12 protein-coding genes are annotated in these 24,768 nt (G+C 37.0%); 3 read left to right on the top strand and 9 right to left on the bottom strand.

Annotated elements, in window-relative coordinates; all coding sequences use genetic code 11:
• Positions 1-8: 8 nt before the first annotated feature.
• Both BO15_RS0107060 and BO15_RS0107055 read right to left on the bottom strand, forming a co-directional pair.
• Positions 9-2,645, bottom strand: coding sequence for a GGDEF domain-containing protein (locus BO15_RS0107060; protein WP_081828583.1), 2,637 nt, complete (start codon positions 2,643-2,645; stop codon positions 9-11).
• The gene (locus BO15_RS0107055) at positions 2,624-3,688 is read right to left on the bottom strand and encodes a branched-chain amino acid aminotransferase (RefSeq protein ID WP_033153609.1); all 1,065 of its coding nucleotides are present in this window, start codon (positions 3,686-3,688) and stop codon (positions 2,624-2,626) included. The genes BO15_RS0107060 and BO15_RS0107055 overlap by 22 nt, the downstream gene beginning before the upstream one ends.
• Positions 3,689-3,910: 222 nt before the next feature.
• On the opposite strand from BO15_RS0107055, the gene BO15_RS0107050 reads away from it, so the two are divergent.
• Both BO15_RS0107050 and BO15_RS0107045 read left to right on the top strand, forming a co-directional pair.
• On the top strand, positions 3,911-5,821 hold the full coding sequence (locus BO15_RS0107050; protein ID WP_033153607.1) for an EAL domain-containing protein: 1,911 nt from the start codon (positions 3,911-3,913) through the stop codon (positions 5,819-5,821).
• A gap of 30 nt (positions 5,822-5,851) precedes the next feature.
• Positions 5,852-6,376: a flavin reductase gene (locus BO15_RS0107045; protein WP_033153604.1), complete on the top strand. Its 525-nt coding sequence runs from the start codon at positions 5,852-5,854 to the stop codon at positions 6,374-6,376.
• A 46-nt stretch (positions 6,377-6,422) separates the two neighbouring features.
• On the opposite strand, the gene BO15_RS0107040 is transcribed toward BO15_RS0107045, so the two are convergent.
• On the bottom strand, positions 6,423-7,463 hold the full coding sequence (locus BO15_RS0107040) for a S66 family peptidase (RefSeq protein WP_033153602.1): 1,041 nt from the start codon (positions 7,461-7,463) through the stop codon (positions 6,423-6,425).
• A gap of 275 nt (positions 7,464-7,738) precedes the next feature.
• Positions 7,739-9,106, bottom strand: a complete 1,368-nt coding sequence (locus tag BO15_RS0107035; protein WP_033153600.1) for an MFS transporter — start codon at positions 9,104-9,106, stop codon at positions 7,739-7,741.
• Positions 9,107-9,438: 332 nt separating this feature from the next.
• Here BO15_RS0107035 and BO15_RS0107030 point away from each other — a divergent pair, with 332 nt between their 5' ends.
• Positions 9,439-11,301, top strand: coding sequence for an AAA family ATPase (locus BO15_RS0107030; protein WP_033153597.1), 1,863 nt, complete (start codon positions 9,439-9,441; stop codon positions 11,299-11,301).
• A gap of 96 nt (positions 11,302-11,397) precedes the next feature.
• On the opposite strand, the gene BO15_RS0107025 is transcribed toward BO15_RS0107030, so the two are convergent.
• The 5 genes from BO15_RS0107025 to BO15_RS0107005 all read right to left on the bottom strand — a co-directional run bounded on the left by BO15_RS0107025 (position 11,398) and on the right by BO15_RS0107005 (position 24,744).
• Positions 11,398-15,630, bottom strand: coding sequence for an ATP-binding protein (locus BO15_RS0107025; protein WP_167541219.1), 4,233 nt, complete (start codon positions 15,628-15,630; stop codon positions 11,398-11,400).
• A 15-nt stretch (positions 15,631-15,645) separates the two neighbouring features.
• Positions 15,646-16,404 (bottom strand): response regulator, encoded by a 759-nt coding sequence (locus BO15_RS13160; protein WP_052169820.1) that lies wholly within the window; start codon positions 16,402-16,404, stop codon positions 15,646-15,648.
• Positions 16,405-16,425: 21 nt separating this feature from the next.
• Positions 16,426-18,456, bottom strand: coding sequence for a response regulator (locus BO15_RS0107015; RefSeq protein WP_207641078.1), 2,031 nt, complete (start codon positions 18,454-18,456; stop codon positions 16,426-16,428).
• Positions 18,457-18,932: 476 nt separating this feature from the next.
• Positions 18,933-22,592 carry a two-component regulator propeller domain-containing protein gene (locus BO15_RS0107010; protein ID WP_052169818.1) on the bottom strand — a complete coding sequence of 1,220 codons (3,660 nt, stop codon included), beginning with the start codon at positions 22,590-22,592 and terminating at the stop codon, positions 18,933-18,935.
• Positions 22,593-22,626: 34 nt separating this feature from the next.
• On the bottom strand, positions 22,627-24,744 hold the full coding sequence (locus BO15_RS0107005; RefSeq protein ID WP_033153588.1) for an HD domain-containing phosphohydrolase: 2,118 nt from the start codon (positions 24,742-24,744) through the stop codon (positions 22,627-22,629).
• Positions 24,745-24,768 lie beyond the last annotated feature (24 nt).

The following is a 24,768-nucleotide window of genomic DNA, read 5'->3' as shown; positions in this document are numbered from 1 at the left end:
CCTTTCTTTTATAAATATTTCTTTTCAAACTCTCCTCTAGATAGTGGTTTGTCAAAGAAGAATCCCTGCGCTAAATTAACGGAAAACTTGCCAATCATATCTACCTGCTTGTCTATTTCAACTCCTTCAACGCATACATCTACGTCTAAGGAATCTGCAAGCTCGGAGATTGTCTTTACAAATGCTTCAGAGAAATGATCTGAATCCATTTCTGAGACAAATGCTTTATCGATTTTGATAGTATCGATAGGCATACTCCTAATATGATTGAGGGAAGAATAGCCTGTGCCGAAATCATCCAGCGCAACTCTGCATCCCAATTCTCGAATGGCCTTTAGTATCTTGACCATCCACTCCATGTCATTTATAGCTAAAGACTCTGTTACTTCTAGAGTCAAGTTTCTAGGATTAATTGATGTAACTTCCAGTACGTTTTTCAGTTTTTCAATGAAATCATTCTGTGTCAGCTGAACAACTGAAAGGTTAACATTGACCTTGTATTCAGGATGGCCGAAATCATTCCAGTGCTTGCATGCCTTTGCTGCTTCCAAAAGAACATGCTCACCAATGGCATTGATAAGCCTCATCTGCTCTGCCTGACTAATGAATTTGTCTGGCATAACCATGCCATACTCAGATGAATTCCATCTAACCAAGGCTTCGGAACCGCAACACTGTGGCAGGCCATTGATAAATTCCATGATAGGTTGGAAGTAAACCTCGAATTCCTTACAGTCATCCTCTACAGCTTTTCTCATGGCCTGGTCCATCTTGACCTTTTCTGCCATAACTGCTTCTGATTTTGGACTATAGTACTCAAATCGGTTTTTGCCCTTATTTTTAGCACCATGAACTGCGATATTAAGTCTTGTTAGAATATCTGTAGAATCCTCTAAATCAGCAGGTGCTTTAACACATCCCATACTCATTGTGCAATAGTAATCCTGATCATTAAGCCTCCATGGATTATCAAAAAGATTCATGATTCTCTTGATAATTAAATCAAGATTATCATAGTTTTCATGGTCAATCAGGACTGCAAATTCATCGCCGCCTACACGGTAACATTTACCGTGGATATAAGAAATATCGTTAATGCTATGAGCAACATACTCAAGCAAGTCGTCACCGATTTTGTAGCCCAGTCCTTCGTTGACGCTGGCAAAATCATCCAAGTCAATCATAAGTACTGCAAACTTCGTATCAAGCTTTTTAGCCACATGGAACTCTAAGGAAATATCCTTTTCGCAAGCCTGTCTGTTGTAGAGGCCTGTCAGGATATCCTCCTGAGCCTGTTTCTCAACCTTCTTTTGGTAGATACGAAGATCTGTGATGTCGTAGAAGGTAATCATTCTAACATCTCTTCCATCCACCCACTTAAGAGAGTCGATTGAAATGTCAAACCACTTTCCTGAACCATTTGCTGAGTAGCCATTAAGCTCTGGAAGTGTATATCGCTCATCGAAAATTATTTCTTCGATTGCCAACCTATCAACTTCATTTTCAAACATGATTTTGAAGGTATCGTTTGTATAGAGGATTTGGTGATGAGCCAAATCTGCAACAACAACTCCGTAACCAGCATTTTGTAATATTGCTTCAAGAGCATTGTAAGAGCTTGCCAAGGAATTGGTAGTAATCTTTTTCACTAAAACGGTATGAATGATACGCTTGATGTCATTTGCAAAACGCAAATCATCCACACTCCACTTTCTCTCCTCTCCAATAGAGAAGAAGCATAAATACATTGCAGCTGAATCATTAACATTGATAGGTAAGAAAATAGCTGCCTTAATTCCATATTTAATGAAGAAAATCTCGAAGGCTTCTGGAAGCGAAGCATCCGATGAAATGGTGTATGGCTTTCCATTCATAAATGGAAGTTCCACCAAAGGAACCTCCTGGAAATGAGAAATCAACGCCTTGCTGCTTTCTGCACACCACTCAGAAATCATATCCACACCTATTCCGCTGGAATCAATCTGAAGCAAAGCTGTGTGTGTACAGTCTAAATATCTGCCTGATTCCTTGAGAATATCCTCGGATATCTTTGAAAATGAATTCTCTGACTCCATCAAACGAAGGATATCTGTCATGATTTCATTTTTCTTTAGCTTATATGTAATTTCATTCTCAACATCTTTTTCTTTCATCAATTTTTGACGCAAAAGATGTGATTTGAATTTTTCTGCGAAATAATACTTTGTAAGAGTTTCAATAAGTGAAATTGATTTGTCGAAGGAATCCTTCGTTGTAAGACGAATCGAAGAATCCAATCTGACTTCGATAGGGACTTGTGTTCTATCAACGCCAAAGCAAAGCCATGCCCCCATAAGCTCTCCTTCAGAACCTCTGATAGCAACGCCCCTGTACATAAGATAATCATTTGTGCCGTATCTTTCCACGATGTTTTCCGCGGAACCATCCACAAAAGAATCAACGATTTCTCTTCTGAGCTCAGAAGAGAAATTAGAGTCAACAAAATCCTCCTCAGGCTTTGTACCTGAGAAGGATGTGATTTGTCCTAAATTTTTCCCAATACACATGATATACATATCATTAGATTTGCAGAATACGTCCTGTAATGACTGCATATCATCATTATTGATTTCCAATTCAAAATTTAATCTACTAGAGTTGTCCATCCATATTTGTCCTCGAGCCTACCCCACTGGATACCTGTAAGTGTATCGTATAGCTTCTGTGTAAGCTCTCCGGTTTTACCTCCATTTATTACAACAACATCATCCTTAAAACGGAGCTCGCCTACTGGAGAAATAACTGCTGCTGTTCCTGTACCAAAGACCTCCTCAAGCTTGCCATCGTGACCAGCCTTCATAAGATCATCAATTGCGAGGCGCTCCTCTCTAACATTATATCCCCAATCTCTTAATAAATGGATCATAGAATCTCTAGTAACACCTGGGAGTACAGTACCAACTGTTGGAGCTGTCCAAATCTCTCCATCAATCTTGAACATGATGTTCATTGTACCAACTTCCTCAACGTACTTACGCTCATTACCATCCAGCCAAAGAACCTGAGAATAGCCAAGCTTCTCTGCCTTTACCTGACCTGCGATAGAACCCGCATAATTTCCACCACATTTTGTAAAGCCAGTACCGCCTGCAACTGCTCGTACTAATTCATTTTCTACTAAAATCTTTACTGGGTCAAGCCCTGTTGCATAATATGCGCCAACTGGACAACAAAGAATCATAAATTTGTATGATTTTGCCATATGAACACCAAGAGCAGCCTCTGTAGCGAACATAAATGGTCTGATGTAAAGGGATGTATCCTTCTGAGATGGAACCCAATCCTGCTCTGTCTTAACAAGGGCCTTAACAGCTGCAACAAAGTCCTCAACTGGGAATGCAGGCATGCAAAGTCTTTCATTAGAATTGATCATTCTCTTTGCATTCATTTCAGGTCTGAAAAGCTGAATCTTTCCATCTTCACGACGATATGCCTTCATACCTTCAAATGTCTCCTGTGCATAATGGAGAGTCATGCATGCTGGATCTAATTCAATTGGTCCCTCTGGGACAATTCTGGCGTCGTGCCAACCTATCTCTCTATCCCAATCACAGACGAACATGTAGTCTGTCATATACTTTCCAAATCCAAGGTTGTTCCAATCTGGTTTTTCTTTTAATTGCTCACGCTTTTCAAATCTGATTTCCATTTTCCGCCTCCATGAAATCTATGCTTTGATCTTATTAAATATTAATAGAAATTTTACCCCTTTTTTCTAGTTTGAGTCAACACTTTAACGCACTAAATTATTAAATTTTTTCGATAGTTTTTTGTCACTTTTTGAACATTCTTTGAACTTTCTGAGTTTTAGGCAATTCCATATAAAATGAATGCTATAATCAGTTTAAATACTACACATAGGAATGATTTTATGAATATATACACTCAAGTATGCGGCCTGATTATTGTATCCATGCTCCTGTTTTTTTATAAACGTCAACCAACTATGGGGCTTGTTTCAGAACGCCGTTTTATCGAAACCTTATATGCTATCTTGGCCTGTGTCATCCTGGATATAGCTTCTTGTTATTTCATCGTTTATGGATATAGATACAATCCAATGATTATTACACTAGTAGGGAAATTCTATCTTCAATCACTGCAAGTCGTTTCCTTCTTCGCCTTTAAATATACCGTTTCAGACATAGTAGAAACAAAAGGAAGCCAGGCAGAAATTATTTTGGATAGAATCATCAAGTTTTGCTTTGTTGCAGGAGTTTTATCGACTCTATACCTGCCACTCTATTTCTACTATGACGGTATCAAACTATATTCTTATGGCCCTGCCGCCATACTGACATATATTTTGGCGACCCTCTACATATTAAGCGTTGCACTTTCCGCTTTTCTTTTACGACATCACATCAAGCGCCAAAAGATTCATGCCCTTCTTATATGGATGGTGATATGGAGCCTGGCTGCAATCATTCAGTTTATAAGACCTCAATATCTGATTGTTAGTTTCGCTGCATGTATTGGTGCTTTAATAATGTATTTTGAGTTGGAAAATCCGCAGGGAGCTATTTCCAGAAAAACCGGTCACTTCAGTTCCGCTGTTATACATGACTATTTTGATTTTCTATATCAGAACAAAAAAAGTTTTTCATTGATGATGATTTCCTTCAAAACAGTTGGAGATGCTGTTAATGAAAACAAACTACTTAGACAGACAATAGAAAAGCTTTCCGAGTTTCTATTTAGCATTGATACAGCAAAAGTATTTGATACTGCTGAAGGCTACTTTCTTTTAGTATTTGATAATACCGATTTTATGGAAAGCACAAAGTTTAAAATTGCCACGTATTTTCAATCTATAGAAGACAATCCAGATGTTGCTGATGCAATTACTCTCCTACATCCTTTCTATACTATAATTCCTAATTGTAACGTAGCAGAGGATGCAGACGAGCTTCAAATGCTTCTCACTAACTTCATTCCAAGCAGTCATGATTTGCTTAACAAAAGTGAAATTGTTGTTAATACAGAGACCATGACAGAACTAAGAAATCACAAGTTAGTTGAAAAAATGGTTATATCTGCAATGGAAGAAGACCGAATCGAAATGCATTATCAACCAATCTACAATGTTTCGACTGGATTATTCACAGGTGCAGAAGCACTTGTGCGAATCAAGCTCAAGGATGGCACTTTGGTTTATCCAAATGATTTCATACCAGTCATGGAAGAAACCGGAAGAATCATCCCTCTATCGGACAGCATATATAAAAAGGTTCTATCCTTTATGAAATCATACAGGATAGAAAAACTAGGCATCGAAAAAATCGAGCTTAACCTTTCAGTAAAGCAGGGTGAAAGTCCTGTATTTGTATCCAGATTTACAGAGCTATTAGAGCATTATGCAATTTCACCACTACTTATTAATATGGAAATTACAGAAACCAGTTCCTTAATCAGCAAGGAAAACATTCTTAACAACATGAAAAAGCTGGAGGAAAAGGGAATCTCTTTCTCATTAGACGATTTTGGTTCTGGCTCATCAAATCTGAATTACATAATTGATATGCCTGTAAGCATTGTAAAATTAGATAAGCATCTGACTGATGAATATTTTAAGAATACAAAGGCTCGGGCTATTGTAAAAACAGTTATAGATATGGCTCATTCAATGGATATTAAGATAATTGCCGAGGGAATTGAGACCGAAGAAGAACTGGAAACTATGAAAACTCTGGGGGTTGATTACATTCAGGGATACTATTTCACAAAGCCATTACCTGAGCATGAGTTTTTAAAGTTTCTTCAAAGTAATAACCTTAAATAGCCATCAAATATTATAGAGAAGGAGAATCATATGCATACTTTTCAACCTTATCCAATTAATATGTTGGAATGGAATCCAATTCAAAAGCTTGCCGACGATGGTATTGCAATCGTTGCAGAGGCAGACGGAAAAGCCAATGCCACCTCGTCACACAACGGAGGCGTAGGTCATATCTGGGGAAAACATGTAGTCTACGCATTTCTTCGCAACACAAGGTACACAAAAGAATTACTTGATAAATCTGAGTATTTTTCAGCATGTTTCTTCGATATGAACGACAAAAACAACGTACAACTAATGAAGGTACTTGATCAGCTTAGCGGCCGTAATGAGGATAAGCTTCGCCTATGCCACGTAGATGTTGAACACGCAATGAATGTTCCTTACATTGATGATGCAAACTTTATTATTCTGTGTCGAAAGATTGCTGCTGTGCCAATGACCGAAAACACAATACTGGATGAAAACATCCTAAATACCAACTATACCGAACGTCATCTCGATGACTTCCATACCATGTATATTGGTGAAATATTAGATATTCGCGCAAGATAAAAATAATGCTGGCCAGAATCCTGGTCAGCATTATTCTTTTTAAGAACTATTTTAAATTATATTCGATTGTTATATTTCCCAGGTCTGTGCCAACTGTAGCCATAGCACCTGATATGATTGGCATTGCTGGAGCAATATGTCCCACATCTGCATCCATAACTATAGGCACATTGTATTTGCCAAGGATTCCTGTAACAGCATTGTACTGATCAAGCCCCATCATCTCCTCTTTCCATGCAGCAAGTGGACGACCAATTATAAAGCCCTTGGCATTCTCAAACCATCCTGCTCTATCAAGATTCCACAGTGCTCTGCGAATAGACATAACATTCAAATCGCAGGCCTCTAAAAACCAAATCACGCCAGCATCGCTGTTGCGCTTGTTAAACTCGGCCACCTTGTCGTATTTTGTGCCAACAAGATTTGCAAGACAATCAAGGCATCCCCCTGTAATCCTGCCTGCAAACTGTGGCAAACGATTCACTGCTGCCTCACCACTGAAAAGCTTTAACTCCTTTTTCTCTGTAAGATTATATGAAACAAGTGGATGTTCCTCGTCCTTCAAAGAATCAAGTTCAAACATGTCGTATCCAGACACTTTATCAAGTTCGCCAGTGAATGCTTTGATTGAATCAAGCAAAGCCTGATGAAGATACTCTGCTCCAAAAGCACCTATGCTTGGCCCATAGATAGAAGCCACGTCGCAAATAGTATTAAGTAGGAAAGTGAAATTAGTATTGTCTGAATATCCCATGTACCACTTTGGAGCAGCATTTTTAACTGCATCGAAATCAACATAATCCAAAGTCTCACACATCAACTCTCCACCGCCACAGCTAATAAGCATATCGTTGTCAGCTGAGCAATAAAACTCCGTCAATTCTTTGCCACAATTTGAAGGTGTAGAGCTGATTCCGATTCCGTCATCCTTTCTACAATTTGGGCCTTCTACTATGGAATAGCCCATTCCTTTAAATCTATCTATGGCTGCATCCATACAGCTTTTATATGGTTCAAATGTACATCCAAAGGATGGTGCAACAAGTCCGATTGTGCCATTCTTTTTTAGAAACTCAGGATATCTCATTTCATTCTCTCCAATCTGATATTACTGCAAAAATAAATATGAGGGAGCAAAACTTCCCTCATATTTATTCTACATAATACTATTTACTTTGCAAAGATTTCTAGCGGTATTAAACACACCGCCAACGTAAATGCGATAACACATCCTGTTATCATGCGTAAAGCTAAATTACTCATACTCCCCATCCCCATAAATATATTAAATCTTGTTTTTCTTTAATATATTATGGCATATTTCCCTGGGAAAAAATTGTTTTTCACAATCATTTCATTATTCTAGATTTCCTCGCTGCCCTTCAGTTCTTTGATACGCGCAAGGATTTGTTTTTCATTGAATGTGAAGAAGATGCAAGCACCAATGAAGCAAGTAACAAATGCAATTCCCGCTGTCATACGATAGCTAGCCTTTGTCTGTGCAACTGTAACAGAAGTAAATACTACCATCGCAATTGCCTGCCCCATTTTGAATGCAAAAGTACGGGCTGCAAAGAACATACCACTTCTGTCTTCACCAGTTTCAAGACGTGTAAGCTCTGCTACATCAGCAACACAAGCCTGTGGAAGAATTCCAAGGATTGCCATTGGGATAGATGCTGCAACAGCAATAATGAAGCCCCACTGTAATCCCTTGCCACAGAATGTTGTTACAAGGAATACACATGCGTATGCAAAAAATCCCACAATAATAAGCTGCTTCTTACCAATTTTCTTAGCTAAGATGTTTACTGCTGGATAGAGGCAAACGCTGATGAATGTCATTGTTGCAGTAAGGACAAATGTCCATGTATCTTCAATTTCCATAAGCTGTGTCTCGTAGAATGCAAGACCTGTCTGGAACAATGTAAGAGCAAAGAAATAAATAACATCACTATATACAAAGTGTCTAAACTGAACATTCGAAAATGTCTTTACAAGTGATGAAAATGGCTTTGTCTCACTTGGTTTGCTTTCGATGTAATCACGCTCGTTAATGTAAAATGCTGGAATGAGCATTGCAATACAAGCTATAGCTGCCATAATTGCAACCGACATTCTGATTGAGCCAGCCTGTCCAAAGCTTCCTTCCAAGGCACCTGCTACGTTTGGAAGCAAAAATGAAATAGACTGACCTACAATAAATGTAAATGAAATGTATGTTGATACGTTTATACGATGCTGCTGTGTGTCACCTAGCTCTGCAATAAGAGCGTTGTAAGGTGTACAGAACATTGTCATGAAAAGATAGAACACCATCAAAAGGACAAAAAGCACTATGTCATTTACAACTACGTTGCTTGTTTGTGGAAGCACAAAAAGACCAATAGTACATAGAGCAAATGGGACTGCCATTGCTCTCATAAATGGAATACGTCTGCCTCCCTTGTAGTCAGCACCATCTGACCATCCAGCAATAAGTGGATCTGTGATTGCATCGAAAATTCGACCGCAGGCAAGCACAAGACCAAACAATGTTAATTTGAAAAGAATTGGATTTTGAGTGATTCCAGATGCAAAAAGACCTGTGTTAGGATTCTGTGCACTTGGTGTACCTGTGTAGTAGTAAACCATCCAGTTAGATACAACACCAGACAGAAGACTCCATCCAAACTGCCCTAATGCGAAAATCCATAAGAGTTTGTTAGTAATAGGTTTGAGTTGTTTCATTATTCAATTATCCCCCTTTAAATTTATACCCAACAGAAATTATAAACCTATTTGGGCCTTTGCACAAATGATAACTGCTCAGTCCCTTTTCTATTAATAGACACTATGCATTTTTTACAAACTCAAATCCAAGCATAGTAAGGTCGTCAAATCTATAACAGCAAGCCAAACAGTAACAAACAACTCTACCTTATTACCTTCGCAAAGCTGCCGGAATTCCTTTGCATGATACATTTCGGAAGAACATTCGGAAGGATGCCAATTTGAATTGACATCCTTCCGAATGATGTTTATACTGTAAGTAATGAAAGATGTAAAGGAGGAAGGTTCATATGAAATCCTGCAAAGAAATGTCTGAGCTATGGGGAATATCAGAACGAAGAGTTGCGGCATTCTGCAAAGAGGGTTCGATTCCTGGTGCTGTTAAAGTTGGGAAACAATGGCAAATCCCCGATGAAGCTAAGCGACCTGCGGACAAACGCATAGTTACAGGTGAATATATCAAGTCAGGAACAGATACAGAGAAAAAGCCCCTTCCCGTTGGAATATCAGATTATATTCGTGCGCAGTCAGAATATTATTATGTGGACAAGACCCTTCTAATTAAGGAGTTTCTAGACCGCAAATCTTTTGTATCTTTGTTTACAAGACCAAGACGTTTCGGAAAGACTCTAAATATGGATATGCTTCGTGTTTTCTTTGAAATATCAGATGATGATACACGTAGATATTTTACAGATAAAGCTATTTGGCAGTGTGGAAATGAGTACAGAAAACATCAGGGAAAATATCCTGTGATTTTTCTGACATTTAAGGATGTTAAATACGATTCCTGGGAAGCAACTTTTACAAAGATTTCAGGATTGCTACAGGAAGAATTTGGTCGCCATTCAGAGCTAATAAACAGCGATAAACTAGAAAGCTATGAGAAAGACTATTTTAAGAAAGTATTAAGTGGAAAGGCTGATGAAGTAGAACTTGCAGACTCGCTTCAAAAGCTTTCTAAAATGCTTGCAGCTCATTACGGAAAAGCCCCTATTATCATTATTGACGAGTACGATACTCCAATTCAGGAGGGATATTCGAAAGAATTTTATGATGAAATTATCGGATTCATGAGGAACTTCTTCTCCGGTGCATTCAAAGACAACAGTAATCTATCCTATGGCTTTTTGACTGGTATATTAAGAATAGCTCAGGAGAGCATTTTCAGCGGTTTGAATAACCTTACGGTTAATTCCGTCATGGACAATGAGTACGATGAATTCTTTGGCTTTACCGAATCCGAGGTAAGCCAAATGCTCGCTTATTATGGAGCATCCGACAAGAAAGACGAGATTCAAAGCTGGTACGATGGGTATATCTTTGGAAATAAGGAAATTTATAACCCATGGTCAGTGATTAATTATCTCTCCAAAGGTTGCTTGCCTCAGGCATATTGGGTAAACACTGGGAAAAATGAAGTCCTTGAAGATGTACTGAAAGTAGCAACAAACGATATCACTGAGAAACTATATTCTCTTCTTCAAGGAGAAAGTGTTATAGCCAGAATCGATCAGAACGTAGTATACAGATCATTGGCCGATGATCCTGCAAATATTTATAGTCTACTTTTGGTCGCTGGTTACCTGAAAATACCCCAAAAAGAGCTTCAAGATGATGGCGCATGGCTGTGTCAGGTTTCTATTCCCAACCGTGAAATAGCAGCGGTATATAAAAGTGAGATACTCTCTCACCTTATGCAAATTGGCGCAATGAGAAGAGCTACTGCAAATAAAATTGCGGAGAGCCTATTTGCCCAAGATACAAAAAAGTTACAAGAAGGAATAGAGGAATACTTAAAAAACAGTATCAGCTTCTACGATGCCGGTGCAGAAGGTTTTTATCATGGCCTTGTTCTAGGACTTATTGCTTTAATGGATAACCAGTACCGTATCAGGTCTAATAGAGAATCTGGCGAAGGTCGATATGATATCAGCATGTTCCCAAGAGAAAATAAATATCCAGGGATAATCATGGAATTAAAATGGGATAAGAATCTGAACGATAAGGAACTCACTGCTTTAACCTCAGAAGCTCTTAATCAAATAAATGAAAAGGATTACGACACCGAACTCCATGATATAGGTGTAAAGAATATCATTAAATTCGGAATTGCTTTCTCTGGAAAGAATGTAAAGATAAGAATGGAATAAGATATATAGCTTGTTAGCTCATTTATTACATTATGACTGCCCTCCAAAAGTATGTTTATTACACACTTTTGGAGGGCAGTCGCTGTTGTTTGTTCCTTATAGCAGGTTTTCCATATCATCCCAGTCAAATCTCTTTAGGGCTTTTCTTAGTTCTTTAATCTTCTTGTCATCCTTATCAGGAAGTTTATACTGCTGCACTTCAGAAAGCACCATTTCAGCCCCATCATAATCCATCTGCTGGACCAATTCTTTTAAAGCTTCGTAGGCTTCCTTCAGCTCCTCAGGATTAATTGGAGTTTTATCCTCTTCACCTTGGGATTCCTGGCTGGCTTCTAATTTGGAAAGCAAAGTTTTGTACCTTCTGTAATCAGCCAACAGCTTTTCAGTGTTTTCATTAATGAAGTCTAAATCATTTTTCTTTCCTGCATCCTCCAGCTGTTCAGCCAATGCAGATAACTCCATAGCTCCAACAATTCTTGCTGAAGTCTTAAGAGCATGTACCTTTACTGTGTACAGCTTGATATCTCCGGCATTATATGCTTCCTCGATAGCATCAGCATTTAAATCAATTGTGTCATAGTAATCTTTGATTGAAATAACATATACCGTTACACCGCCAGAATTTTTTATACCCTCATCAACATCCAAACCATCCACCTGTCTAATCCAAAGCATATCATCAGGTAAATCGGTAGGCTCGTTCTTTTCTAATTCCTCTGCTGGCTTTTGAATTATTTTATCTCCAAGATGCTTCATCAATGTAGCTTCCATCGCAAAGGAATCAATAGGTTTAGATAAATATCCAAGAAAACCATGAGACTTATAAAACTCATCTGCATCCGACATATTGTTTGCAGTCAATGCGTACACCGGTAAATCTGGATATTTTTCCTTGATAATGGCATTTGTTTCAATACCATCCATTTCTGGCATCATATGATCCAAAAGAACAATATCAAACTGCTTTTTCTCCAACAGTTCCAAACACTCCAATCCACTCGAAGCAGTTGTGATTTTTATTTGTGTTGGTCGAAGCAGTCCCTTGAATACATTTAAGTTCATTGGACTATCATCAACAACTAATAATTCGCCTTCTGGTGCAATAAACTGAGGTGCATAAAAACCTGGAGGAGTAGTTTCCTCTCGCTCCTTAAATTCACCTATAGGAGTATTATCAATTACCTTTTGTCGGAAGGTAAAAATGAATTCAGAGCCCTCGCCATAAACGCTTTCGCACCAAAGATTTCCTCCCATTAATTCGCTGAATCTACGTGAAATATCCAATCCAAGTCCTGTGCCTTGAATTCCACTGTTTCGCTTTTCATCAAGTCTTTCATAAGCTGTAAACAGTTTATCCAAATCTTCTTCCTTTACGCCAATTCCAGTATCTTTAACAGAAATGCGTAAATCACAATATTCTTCTGCATCATCTGTCACTGCTACTTTAAGTGTAAATCCACCTTTTTCTGTATATTTAACAGCATTTGTCAACAGATTAAGTGTTATCTGCTTAATCTTTCCAAAATCACCATACAAAATACTAGGAATATTTTCATCCACTTCTACATCAAATGATAACTCCTTTTGTTCTGCACGAACTCGAATCATAGTGATTATGGCACGTAGTTGTTCTACTGGTTCATATTCCTGTTCCACCAAATGCATTTTTCCTGATTCTATTTTAGATATATCAAGAATCTCATTAATCAAGCTAAGCAATGATTCCGATGCTGTACGAATATCCATCGCACTATTAATAACGGACATTAAATACTCTCTAGGAACTCCTTCTGGGTTTTCCCTGAGAATTATTTCATCCATACCCATAATTGTATTTATAGGTGTCCTTATTTCATGAGACATATTTGCAAGGAATCTGGATTTTGCAGAATTAGCTCGTTCCGCCTCATCCTTTGCTGCTGCAATTTCCATATATTGTCGCCGAATAACCGTCCACGTCATAACGCGCCAAACTGCGACGCCAACAACTACTGCAAGCAAAACGACCAATAGCACCCTTACAGCTGTTCTCTCAAAGAAAACCGGTTCTTTAATAATTGCATAAGTATTATCCTGTATTATTTCTCCTGACGCCTCATCTAATAGCTGAATATGAAGCTTATAATTTCCGTATCGAAGCCCTGTGTATTCCAGCGTTGTTAATTCGTCTTTGTATCCAATAAAGCCTTTGTCTGGATTGCCTTCCAAATAAACTCTTACCAACGGATTTACCATGGAATAATCAAGTACTGCCGGTCTTATTTGTATTCTTCCCATAACTGCTGGAACAGTATATGTACCATATAAATCAGGTGAAATATACTGATCATCGCAGTAAATATCTGTTATTCCAGTTTTTATCCACAATTTTCCCTGGTAATAGTTATTGATATTAACAACACAAACACCATTCATTCCAGCAATATATAGGTTACCATCCTCATCTATATCACTATATTCCGGAACAATAGGTATACTGGTAAGTCCATTTGAAATAGTAAATAGTTTATACTTTTGTACATCATCACTTAGCATTTCAGATGCATCAACCCAGTAAACGCCATTTGATGCAAGTATCCATAGACCTCCATTTTTATCATAGAAAATATTGTCATTATTGTTATATGGAAAGGTTGATACCTCTTTTATATTCCCTTCCTTCATATATTCAATGGAATTTGATGTAATTATCCAATAAACATTTCTGCTGTCATCCCATTTGATTTTGTTTATAACATCGCTTGTAAGTCCATCATCCTCGTCAAGCTTTGCTATTTCATTATCCTTAATTACATATATTCCATCACCATCTGTTGCTGCATATATCTCACCATCTTGCCCCGCTTCAACATCGAGAAAAACCGTGTTTTTTATACCCGACGACTTATCTATTGTAGATACAACACTATGGTCTTTGATAATAGCTAAACCGCCATTTGTTCCAGCAATTATGCTTCCATCCTTCGCTTCTTCTACACATCTAATCTCATTACTTGGCATTCCATCATTCATAGTAAAGGATTCAATGCTTCCGTCTGATTTGTAGCAAACTAAACCATACTCATTTTCAAAGGTAGCAATCCAAAGATTATTACTACTGTCTTTGATTATGCACCTGATCTTTGCATTTCCCAGATACTCCGTTAAATCATTTTCTATAACTGTAGAAAAATTATCTATAATTCTAAGTCCAGCATTTGTGCCAATATACAGTGAATTATTATACACACATGTTGTGTTTACAACCTCTTCACTTAACCCCACCTTAGAGGTAATGTTTGAAAATCTATTGGCCACAAGCTTCATAACGCCCTGTCTTGAGGATGCGACCCAAATATTTCCCTGATAATCTGCGGTCAGCATTTCGATACCGCTATCTATAGCAATATCATCTAACAAATGAAATACATTTTTTTCATCCAAATAGCCCAAAGCACTCTCAGAAGCCACCCATATTCTGTTACATGCTAATTCTATCCATTTAATTTTATCCAAAGGTGCTACAGATATTTCTTCCATATCATCTAGCTTCAGACCAAATTTACCATAATAGATTTTTCCAGAATTAACACCAATATATACTTTTTCTGAGCTTGATGGATCTGCATATATATTAGTAATGCTTTGTTCACCCAGCTCCTCCCCAGTATAGAATTCTGAGACACTACAATCCTTTAAAGAAAATACTGAACCATTTTTGGTATATCCATATACAGTACCATCTAAATCTGTTGATAAACGTAAAATTCTCTCAGTGTTTATTCTGCTATCATTAACTGTAAGTATCTGCCCTTTAGAATCTACATATGCTATTCCTTCAGTTGTACCTATGAATATATTTCCTTCTGAGTCTTCTGCGAATGTTCTTATCGAAGCAGAAGGTAAACCATCTTTTTTACTATAATGAGTTGGTTGCCTATATTCATCAAAATAGACTACACCATTATCGTTGGTTCCTATCCAAATACCGCCCTCAGAATCTTCAAATATTCCTCTTCCACTTGTTAGGCCCTCAGTAGAGGTAAAGCGCGTAAAAGTATTTCCATCGTAGCGCATAACTCCACTATATCCGCCTATCCAGATATATCCTTCCTTGTCTGATAAAACGTAATTTGCCTCCGAAGTTGGAAGCCCATTAACAGCATCATACACCTGGGTGGAATACCCTACGTGCGTTAATTGCCCTGTAGCAGCAAAGCCTCCACCCATCTGAACACTATCTTTTTCTGAATCTATTTCCTTTGCACATAAATAACTAGTAAAGAAGCAACCAAGTGAACATATTAAAGCAAAAGAAACTATTATTTTTCCTGCTCTTTTACTCATCATAGTCATAATTAAAGTCTATTCCTTCGACATAAAATAAATCTTAAGCTTGTTTAATAATTCATCTTTTCCTATCGTTTTCAAAAAATAGCCTTCTGGTTTTAATGACACAACTGCCATAACACTCTCTTTATCATCTCGTCCTGTTAGAAACATTACCGGAATATCCTTTGTATCGTCGTCAGCTCTAAGCATTTCTAGAACCTGAGGACCATCAGTTACTGGCATTTCATAGTCAAGCAGAATCAAATCCACTTTGTTCGCTCCAAGCCATTTAATTGCTCTAAGCCCGGAAGTTGCCATAGAAACCTTGTAGGTATCTTTCAACCATTCTCGAACAAGATTCATGTAATTAGGATCATCATCTACTACTAGAATGCTCTTTTTCAACTCGCCTGTTGCGGCCTTCTTTGTATACGTATTTACGATATTAATATAATTAGAATAATCTAGCGGCCTTGGTAGTATTTCAAAAATCAAATCCGATGGTATTCCCTTTGCTACATCACCTGTATCATTGGGTTCGCCAATGAGAATGATTTGTTTGTCATCATCCTCCATCTTATCTACAAGAAATGTTCTTATTTCATCATCGAGTCTTTCATCCTGTTCCATATAAAATGTAACAAGCGAAATATCCTCCCAATAATCATTTATCTTTTCTACCGAAAGAGTTGTAAACTCAGCATCAATGCCAGCATCTGCCAGTTTCTTTAAAAGTACTCGAATAATAAATGATTCCTTTGAACCTAAAATTAAAATTTTGTCTTGCCCCATAAGTAAGTGTCCTCCATTTATTTACATATTGTTTAATAATTCTTCCATTTTGTCCCAGTCAAATGTTTTTAATGCCTTTTCTATATCTGCAAAAGCCTTTGCATCTTTTTCTTCAAGCTTATATTCATGTATCTGCTCCATTACCATTTCGATAGCATCATAATCCATTTGTGGAACAAGTTCTTTAATGGCATTGATTGCCTCATTTAATTCTTCTGGCGGTAATAAAGGTTTATTTTTGTCATCTTCTTTATAAAATAATCCTGAAAATCTATCCTGGAATGATTTATATGCATCTAATAATTTATTATTGTTATTTAGAATATAATCAATATCTCCAGCTTTTCCTGCATCCTCAAGTTTTTTAGCCTGATTTGATAATTCCATGGCACCTATTATTCTGGCTGAACTCTTTAGTGCATGAACCTTTACTGTGTAAAACTTAAGATCCCTTTCATTAAATGCCTTTTGTATTACATCGATATTTCCTTCCAGCGTTTCCACAAACATTTTTAGAGCATTTATAAACCCTTCTGCTCCTCCGCTGAAACGTATGCCATCCTCTACTGATATTCCCTCTACAGAATCAATCCACTGATATTCCGTTGGTAATTCCATAGATTGAACTGGCATATCTGATGCATCAACATCCATAACCAAATTGCTAGGTAAAAACTCCCTAATAGTTTTTTCTAATGTTGCTCCGTCTACTGGCTTTGGAAGATAGCTATCAAATCCATGGGATGTATAGAATTCATCTCCGTTGGAAATATAGTTTGCTGTAAGTGCTATAACTGGCAGTCTTTTATGTTTCTCACGAATTCTTTTTGCTGTCTCTAACCCATCCATACCAGGCATCATATGGTCTAAAAGAACAATATCGTAATTTGCCTCCTCTATTTTTTCCAAACACTCTTCACCAGACAAGGCGGTCACAATATACATCTTTGTTGCCGAAAGTAGCCCCTTTATAACTGATAAATTCATTGGATTATCATCAACAACAAGCACACTTACATCAGGAGCAATAAATCTTGGAATATAATTTCCCTTAGGTATTTCTTCCAGCTTCTCATCAAAATCTCCCAAAAGCTCGTTATCGATAACCTTCTGTGATATCTCAAAAGTAAATGTTGTCCCTTTACCATATTCACTGTCACAATCCAGTTTTCCATCCATCATGGTTGCAAAATGACGTGATATATCTAACCCTAAACCAGAACCTTGAATATTGCTATTTTTTACAACATCCATTAATTCAAAAGCCGAAAATAATCTTTCCTTTTCTTCGGTTTTCATTCCTATTCCAGTGTCAGTTATAATAAATGATATTTTGCAATCCTCCTGCTTGCGCTCCACCAGTTTTACAATGAATTGTATAGAGCCCTCCTCTGTATTCTTTACAGCGTTTGTCAGCATATTAAAAACTATCTGCCTAATCTTGTTTACATCTCCAAAGACTTTTTGTGGAAGATTCTTATCAATGTCTACAATAAACTGTAAGTCCTTTTCCTCGCACTTTTTTCTTATGTTGGTAATAATATTTCTTAAAAAGCTTTCCAAATCATATTCATGCTCATCCAACTTCATTTTTCCTGACTCAATCTGTGAAATATCTAAAATATCATTTACCAGACTGAGCAAGGATTCTGATGCAACATGTATTGATTTGGCAAATTCCGTTATATTCTGATAATACTTTCTAGGTACTTCAGTTGCGTCCTCCCTTAATATCATCTCATTCATTCCCATTATTGTATTAATAGGAGTACGTATTTCATGTGATATATTTGCCAAGAAACGGGATTTTGCTGTGTTTGCTTCTTCTGCTTTTTGCTTTGCTTCCTGTAATGTATTGAGATTTTTAATCTCAAAGAAATACAAAAGCACAACCATTCCTACCATAGAAATATTTGTAAGTGACAGACCATAAGCAAATATTTGTATTATGGTAGCTATATATGGGAAACCGACAAATAGTATTACTGGTATATATTCCGTTCTTAATAATGCCTTTTTGTACTTTAAAATCGTTATTAATTGAAGTGTCAATATTAACATTGGCATCAAATAGCAAAGTAAATAGCCATCTCCTCGTTGATAACGATTAGTTTCATCAAACGTGTAATAGAATCCTGTAAACTGTGAAATTATTAATAATACAAGCCCACAGGAAAAAAAGACTTCACAATATCTCAATGTGGTTGGAATACGATTTAGTTTATCTTTTCCTTTATATAAGTCTATCAGATACAAATTAAAAGAATGTGTTCCGCACAATGATAATAAAAAAACTGCAAAATTACTTATGCGAACCATCCAATAGCCAAGCTCACTAACGTCGCCTCTGTATATATATGCCTCTCTATCAAACAGTAGCAATAGCATTGACACCACTTGCATATAGACAAGTGCACGTCTTCGTGAGGCGGACATAGTTTTTGTGAAGGAGGTCAATAATATGAGCACACCACAAGCCCCACTCAAAAACAGCATTACACTTAATTGTATCTCTCTCAAAAAATTCATCACTTTAGTTTCCCCTGGTTACTTTCCATTACTATCTCATCTTTTATATGCTTTCGAATGGTCTTCTCTAAAGCTATTCCATCTATTGGTTTTGTTAAATATCCATTAAATCCATGTGATTCATAAAAATCATCTCCTTCTGCAACAAAATTTGCAGTAAAGGCATAGACCGGAAGCTCAGGATTTTGTTCTCTTATTTTTGAGATTGTTTCTATTCCATCCATTCCTGGCATAAGATGATCCAGGAATACAACATCATACTCTCCAAATTTAAGTTTTTCCAAGCATTCCTCACCAGATTCTGCGGTAGTAACAAAAACTTTTGTATCTCTCAATAACCCCTTTATAACACTCAGGTTCATAGGATTGTCATCAACAACAAGCACTGAAGCATCTGGTGCAACGAAAGATGGCACATAAGGACCATTAACCACCAAAGCATCGTCTTCGTTAAAATCACCTATAGGAGTTGCATCAACAATTTCCTGCTCTACTATAAATGTAAATGTAGAGCCTGTTCCATATTCACTCTCGCAGGTTAATGTGCCATTCATTAACTCTGCAAACTGTTTTGAAATATCAAGCCCCAGTCCAGTACCTTGAATTCCATTATTTTTTTCTTCATCCAGTCTTTCAAAAGCCGAAAATAATTTATCCATATCCTCAGGCTTTACTCCAATACCAGTATCTTTTACTGCAAACTTTAGCTTACACTTTCCCATTGTCTGTTCAATCACAGCTACAGACAATGAAAAACCTCCCTCATCTGTATATTTAACTGCATTTGTAAGCAGATTAAGAACTACCTGCTTTATCTTTCCAAAATCACCATATAGCTTGCATGGAATATTTTCATCAATATCCAAATCAAAGCTCAGACCTTTTTGGTCGCTTCTTACCCTAATCATTTTGGTCATGGAACGTATTTGTTCGGCAGGCTTATACTCCTGCTCAATAAGATGCATTTTTCCTGACTCTATCTTAGAAAGATCCAAAATGTCATTTATCAAGCCTAACAGTGTTTCTGCTGAAGATCGAATATCCAATGCGTAATTAATTACAGACGTAAAATACTTTTTGTCTACACCTTTAGCATCCTCTCTAAGAATCATTTCATCCATTCCAAGAATAGTGTTAATAGGCGTACGTATTTCATGCGACATATTGGCTAAGAAACGGGATTTCGCACTATTCGCTCTTTCTGCTTCTTCTTTGGCAGCCTGGATTTCTTTATACTGTCTTCGTATTATGGTATTTGTCATCAATCTCCATACAAATAGCGCCACCAAAAGAGCCACAAATATTAATAGTAAAATCTTTACAACCATCAGCTCAAAAATATGTGGTTTCTTTTCCACGCTGTATGTGGAATCCTGATATATTGTTCCTGTAGCATCATCAATAATCTGTAAATGAAGAGTATACTCTCCATATGCCAAACCAGTATATTCAAGAGAATCTAATTCACTCTGAACAGCAGTAATACCCTCACTAGAATCTCCTTCGAGGTATATCCTTACCATAGGATCAGACAAAGTATAATTTAAAATAGCAGCATTCATTTGAATTCTGCCTGCATCGGCAGGAATAATGTATTTACCATCTTCATCAGGAAGCACACTGATTCCATCATACGTAATGTCCTTTACCCTGATTTTTATTTCGCTGGTTTGTTTAAAATAATTGTTGATATTAACTAGATTAACTCCACTTCGTCCAGCTATATACAGATTTCCATTTTCATCTAAAACACTATACGCATTTCCTGTTGGTATACTAGTCAAGCCACTGGCAGTGTTGTACAGTGAGTAGTCTACAATTGAATCATCAAGCATCATATCTGCTTCAATGCAGTATAATCCATATGAAGATAGAACCCAGTAATTATCATTATTATCCCAAAATATATCGAAGTTATTGTTATAAGGAAATGTCTTAACACAATATATTTCTCCATTTTTTATATACTCGATTGAGTTAGAAGTGATGACCCAATCAACATTTTTATTTTTATCAGGCTTTATTCTAAGAATGACATCAGATGTTAATCCCTCATCTCTTCCTATTTTAGATAGCCCAATACCATCATATTCAAATATACCCGCGCCATCGGTGCCAATGTATATGTTTCCGTTTATTCCCTCTGTTACAGACAGACAGACCTCATTTTCCAACCCATCATCTGCTGTAATTGTTTCTCTTACAAGTCCATTTTCAATAATCGCTACACCTTTATTTGTGCCAACTGCAATAGAACCATCTGTTAGCATAAAAGTGCAACGGATACCATTACTAATAAAACCATTATCCTCGTTGTACTGTGTTATCTGTCCATCCGCGCCGTAACAAATCAAACCAAATCCATTTGTGTATGTAGATATCCACAGATTTGAATGTTCATCCTCCATGAGGCAACGAATACGTGTGTCGATTAGTAAATTCGTCAGGTCGTTTTCTACCACATGAAAATCACCATCTAAAATATGCAGACCTTTATCTGTTCCAATATAAATATTATCTTTATACAAGCAAGTGGAATTTACTACTTCTTGCTCAAGGCCCGCCAAATCTGTTATATTCTGGAAATTACTGGTGACCACCTCCGCAACACCTTGTCTTGTTGATGCCAGCCACAGATTGCCCTGATAATCAGCTGTTATAGTTTCAACAGTGCTATACAACGGACTGGTCTCAACTACATGGAATTCTTTGTCAGCATCCAAATATCCTAAAACATTGTCACTTGTTATCCATATTCGTCCACAGACATATGTAATATTAGATAGCTTTGTTGTATCTGCTGATAAATCTATTGTCTCTAGATTTTTTAATCCATCTGAAATGCTTCCATGATACAAAAATCCAGAATCGTCGCCAAGGTAAATGCCATCTGCATTGTCTGGATCCATTCCAACAATAGATACTGTATTACTTATTATTTCCTGACTTGTCCAAAAGAAAACAACCCTATTGTTCTTTATGACAAATACATCTCCATCCCTTGTATTTCCTATGATTCTTCCTTGAGAATCTGCGTACAGGTAACTAATGTATTTATTAAGTAATTGGCTATCATCAATGTTGTATATATTAAAATCTGAATCAAAATAACAAATACCATTTGTTGTTCCTACATAAATCGAACCATTTTCATCCTCAGCAATAGAGCGTATTGTGGATGCAGGCAAACCATCCTTGTATGTATATTGTGTTCTTTTATCTTCCTCTATAACAACAATACCATTGTCATTTGTACCTACCCATATTCTTCCATTACTATCTTCGTATAAGGCTTTTGCACTGGTCAACCCATCTGAAGAGTCCTGTCTTTCAAATGTTGTACCATCGTATTTTATTACGCCGCCATAGCTTCCTATCCATATATAGCCATTGCTATCAGCAAGAACACAGTTTGCATCTGACGTAGGAAGTCCATTTGTAGCATCATAAAGCCTGACCGCATATCCTACTCCCTCCAACTGATTGGAAATAGCATAGCCTCCACCATTTTTTTCTAAATTTTCCGTAGCAGAAGAAACCTCATCTACATCTTCTACATTTGATGCATATATGTAAGGCGATTCAAAAACATTTGTAGCCATAAATATAGTTGCTGCTATTCCAATGGCAAAACATTTCCTGCTGCTATTATGTTTCATGCACTAGGTCCCCCCGTAAATGCTTAAACTATAGTTATTCCTGATACTTCTTTAAGACTCTTCTAACTTCTTTTTCTGATTCCACAAATACCTCAACACATTTAGGATCAAAGTGTGTTCCTGAGTCCTTCATAATAATATCCATAGCTTTTTCAAATGGCATTGGTTCCTTATAAACTCTTCTTGCTGTCAAGGCATCAAAGACATCTGCCACTGCCATTATTCTTGCTGAAAGAGGTATAACTTCCCCTTTTAATCCTTCTGGATATCCACTACCATCCCATTTTTCATGATGGTAAGCAGCCATGTTTCTTGCCTCTTTTAAATAGCTTTCACCCTTAACTGTACTTATTGCCTTCTCCATAATCTGCTTACCTGCTGTGGTATGAGTTTTCATAATCTCATATTCCTCATCTGTAAGCTTTCCTGGCTTATTTAACACAGCATCAGGTATATTTATTTTCCCTATATCATGCAAAGGTGCTGACATTTCCACATCTGAGATAAACTTTGGAGTGAGCTTTTTAGAATAATAGCCTTTCTTCTGAAGTCCCTCTAATATAATCTTTACATAATCTGCAGTTTTCAGAATATGATATCCTGTGTCCGAATCTCTATTTTCAACTAAATCCGCCATCGTAATGATAAGACCCGATTGCATTTGGTTGATAGCTTTTGCCTGCTGACGAACATCCTTCATTTTTTCCGCTGTGCTTTCCGTCATTTTGCAAAGCGCCTTATACAGATTTTCAATTTCATCTCCAGTGTGGATATCTAGTGCTTTTATCCTTCGTACATTTTCTTCCAGCGCAGCCTGATTGTCATTTTCCGTCATAAAATCACTTGTATAGGCAGCCATACTGTTTATTGGATAAACTAAATGATATCTGGATAGCCACATACCATAAGCCAGTATTAGTAAGAAAAATCCGGAGAATATCAAAAATGTTTTTATAATATAATCCTTCAGATAGCCCGAAAGATATTTAATTTGTACATCTGCTGCAACATAACAAACAGTGTTTCCCTCAGCATCTTTTACCGGGTAATACTTAGTGATTATCCACCCCGATATATCATCTGATTCTACTGGCTCAATTTCCTTGCCAGCAAATAAATCATCCAAATAAGGCTCAAAGGCTTCTTCAAATGGAATCATATCTCCATTGTCATATGGCTCTACCTCCTCGGTAGCCAAATCAAACACCACCTGACAGCCGTCTTTTTTCATTCTGATTACATAAAGATACTCTACGCCCTCAAAATTTGCCCTGATGTCATACAAAGCATTTTCTGTTTCTATGTAATCACTTAATTCATGTCCTTTGATAACATAAGCATCAATTCTATCTGGATTAATCACCTTTGCCGCCATTTTAACGGCGCCTGTTGCATTGGCGATGTAACGCTCTTTAACATCAGAATAGAATAGCTGCACGCTAATTACACTCATTATCACAGACATAGTTATTGCTGCAGTAATGAGCATACTTGAAACTCTTTTTTGTAATTTAGCACTATTCTTTTTTGAGGCTATTTTCATCCTCTTCATATCTATAGCTGATAAAGGACGCTGTTGCCATCCAATGTCCCAAATCTCATCAAGATTTTTCTGTGGAACTAATCTAAGGACCCCAAAAACAATTCCTGCAGATAAGCCTTTATCTATTAGGTTTAGAATTATGTTAACTGCAAAAAAGCAAACATATGCATTGATAGAATATCTAGTTGAAATATATTCACTAACCTGTGATACCTCGTCATATTGTGGATGATGTAACAACAAAAGCTGCACACCTGCTCCCAGTCCCCCTGCAATTAACGCCAGAATCAGAAGATATTCTGCAACACGAGTTTTCTTTTTTAAATAATTACGATGAGTATAAATAGATGTAACAATTGCCATAAGAACACTTAGGATAGCGTAATATATCGCAAGAGGATTATATATGCAGCAAACAAGATTTGTTATAACTGCCACTAAAATACCTGGCAGCATGCCGCATACCGCTGCTGTTGCAATCGTTCCAATAGAATCCAAATACATTGGCAGCCCCATTTTATACATCAGGAATGAAAGCAAGAAATTAACAGTAACGCCGCCAATCATTGTTATGAAATTCAAAAAAACATTTTTATCAAATTTTTTCATCACTCAAAACCCCTTAATAACACC

This window comes from Pseudobutyrivibrio ruminis HUN009, from assembly GCF_000703005.1.
GTDB lineage: Bacteria > Bacillota > Clostridia > Lachnospirales > Lachnospiraceae > Pseudobutyrivibrio > Pseudobutyrivibrio ruminis_A.
The sequence above is the reverse complement of the archived record's forward strand: the minus strand, read 5'-3'. Positions and strand labels throughout refer to the sequence as shown.

What these genes read in the sequence shown, in the direction of transcription:
- BO15_RS0107010 (WP_052169818.1), bottom strand. Translation starts at nt 22,592, where the DNA reads ATGAAACATAATAGCAGCAGGAAATGTTTTGCCATTGGAATAGCAGCA.
- BO15_RS0107035 (WP_033153600.1), bottom strand. Translation starts at nt 9,106, where the DNA reads ATGAAACAACTCAAACCTATTACTAACAAACTCTTATGGATTTTCGCA.
- BO15_RS0107050 (WP_033153607.1), top strand. Translation starts at nt 3,911, where the DNA reads ATGAATATATACACTCAAGTATGCGGCCTGATTATTGTATCCATGCTC.
- BO15_RS0107040 (WP_033153602.1), bottom strand. Translation starts at nt 7,463, where the DNA reads ATGAGATATCCTGAGTTTCTAAAAAAGAATGGCACAATCGGACTTGTT.
- BO15_RS0107005 (WP_033153588.1), bottom strand. Translation starts at nt 24,744, where the DNA reads ATGAAAAAATTTGATAAAAATGTTTTTTTGAATTTCATAACAATGATT.
- BO15_RS0107030 (WP_033153597.1), top strand. Translation starts at nt 9,439, where the DNA reads ATGAAATCCTGCAAAGAAATGTCTGAGCTATGGGGAATATCAGAACGA.
- BO15_RS0107055 (WP_033153609.1), bottom strand. Translation starts at nt 3,688, where the DNA reads ATGGAAATCAGATTTGAAAAGCGTGAGCAATTAAAAGAAAAACCAGAT.
- BO15_RS13160 (WP_052169820.1), bottom strand. Translation starts at nt 16,404, where the DNA reads ATGGGGCAAGACAAAATTTTAATTTTAGGTTCAAAGGAATCATTTATT.
- BO15_RS0107060 (WP_081828583.1), bottom strand. Translation starts at nt 2,645, where the DNA reads ATGGACAACTCTAGTAGATTAAATTTTGAATTGGAAATCAATAATGAT.
- BO15_RS0107025 (WP_167541219.1), bottom strand. Translation starts at nt 15,630, where the DNA reads ATGATGAGTAAAAGAGCAGGAAAAATAATAGTTTCTTTTGCTTTAATA.
- BO15_RS0107045 (WP_033153604.1), top strand. Translation starts at nt 5,852, where the DNA reads ATGCATACTTTTCAACCTTATCCAATTAATATGTTGGAATGGAATCCA.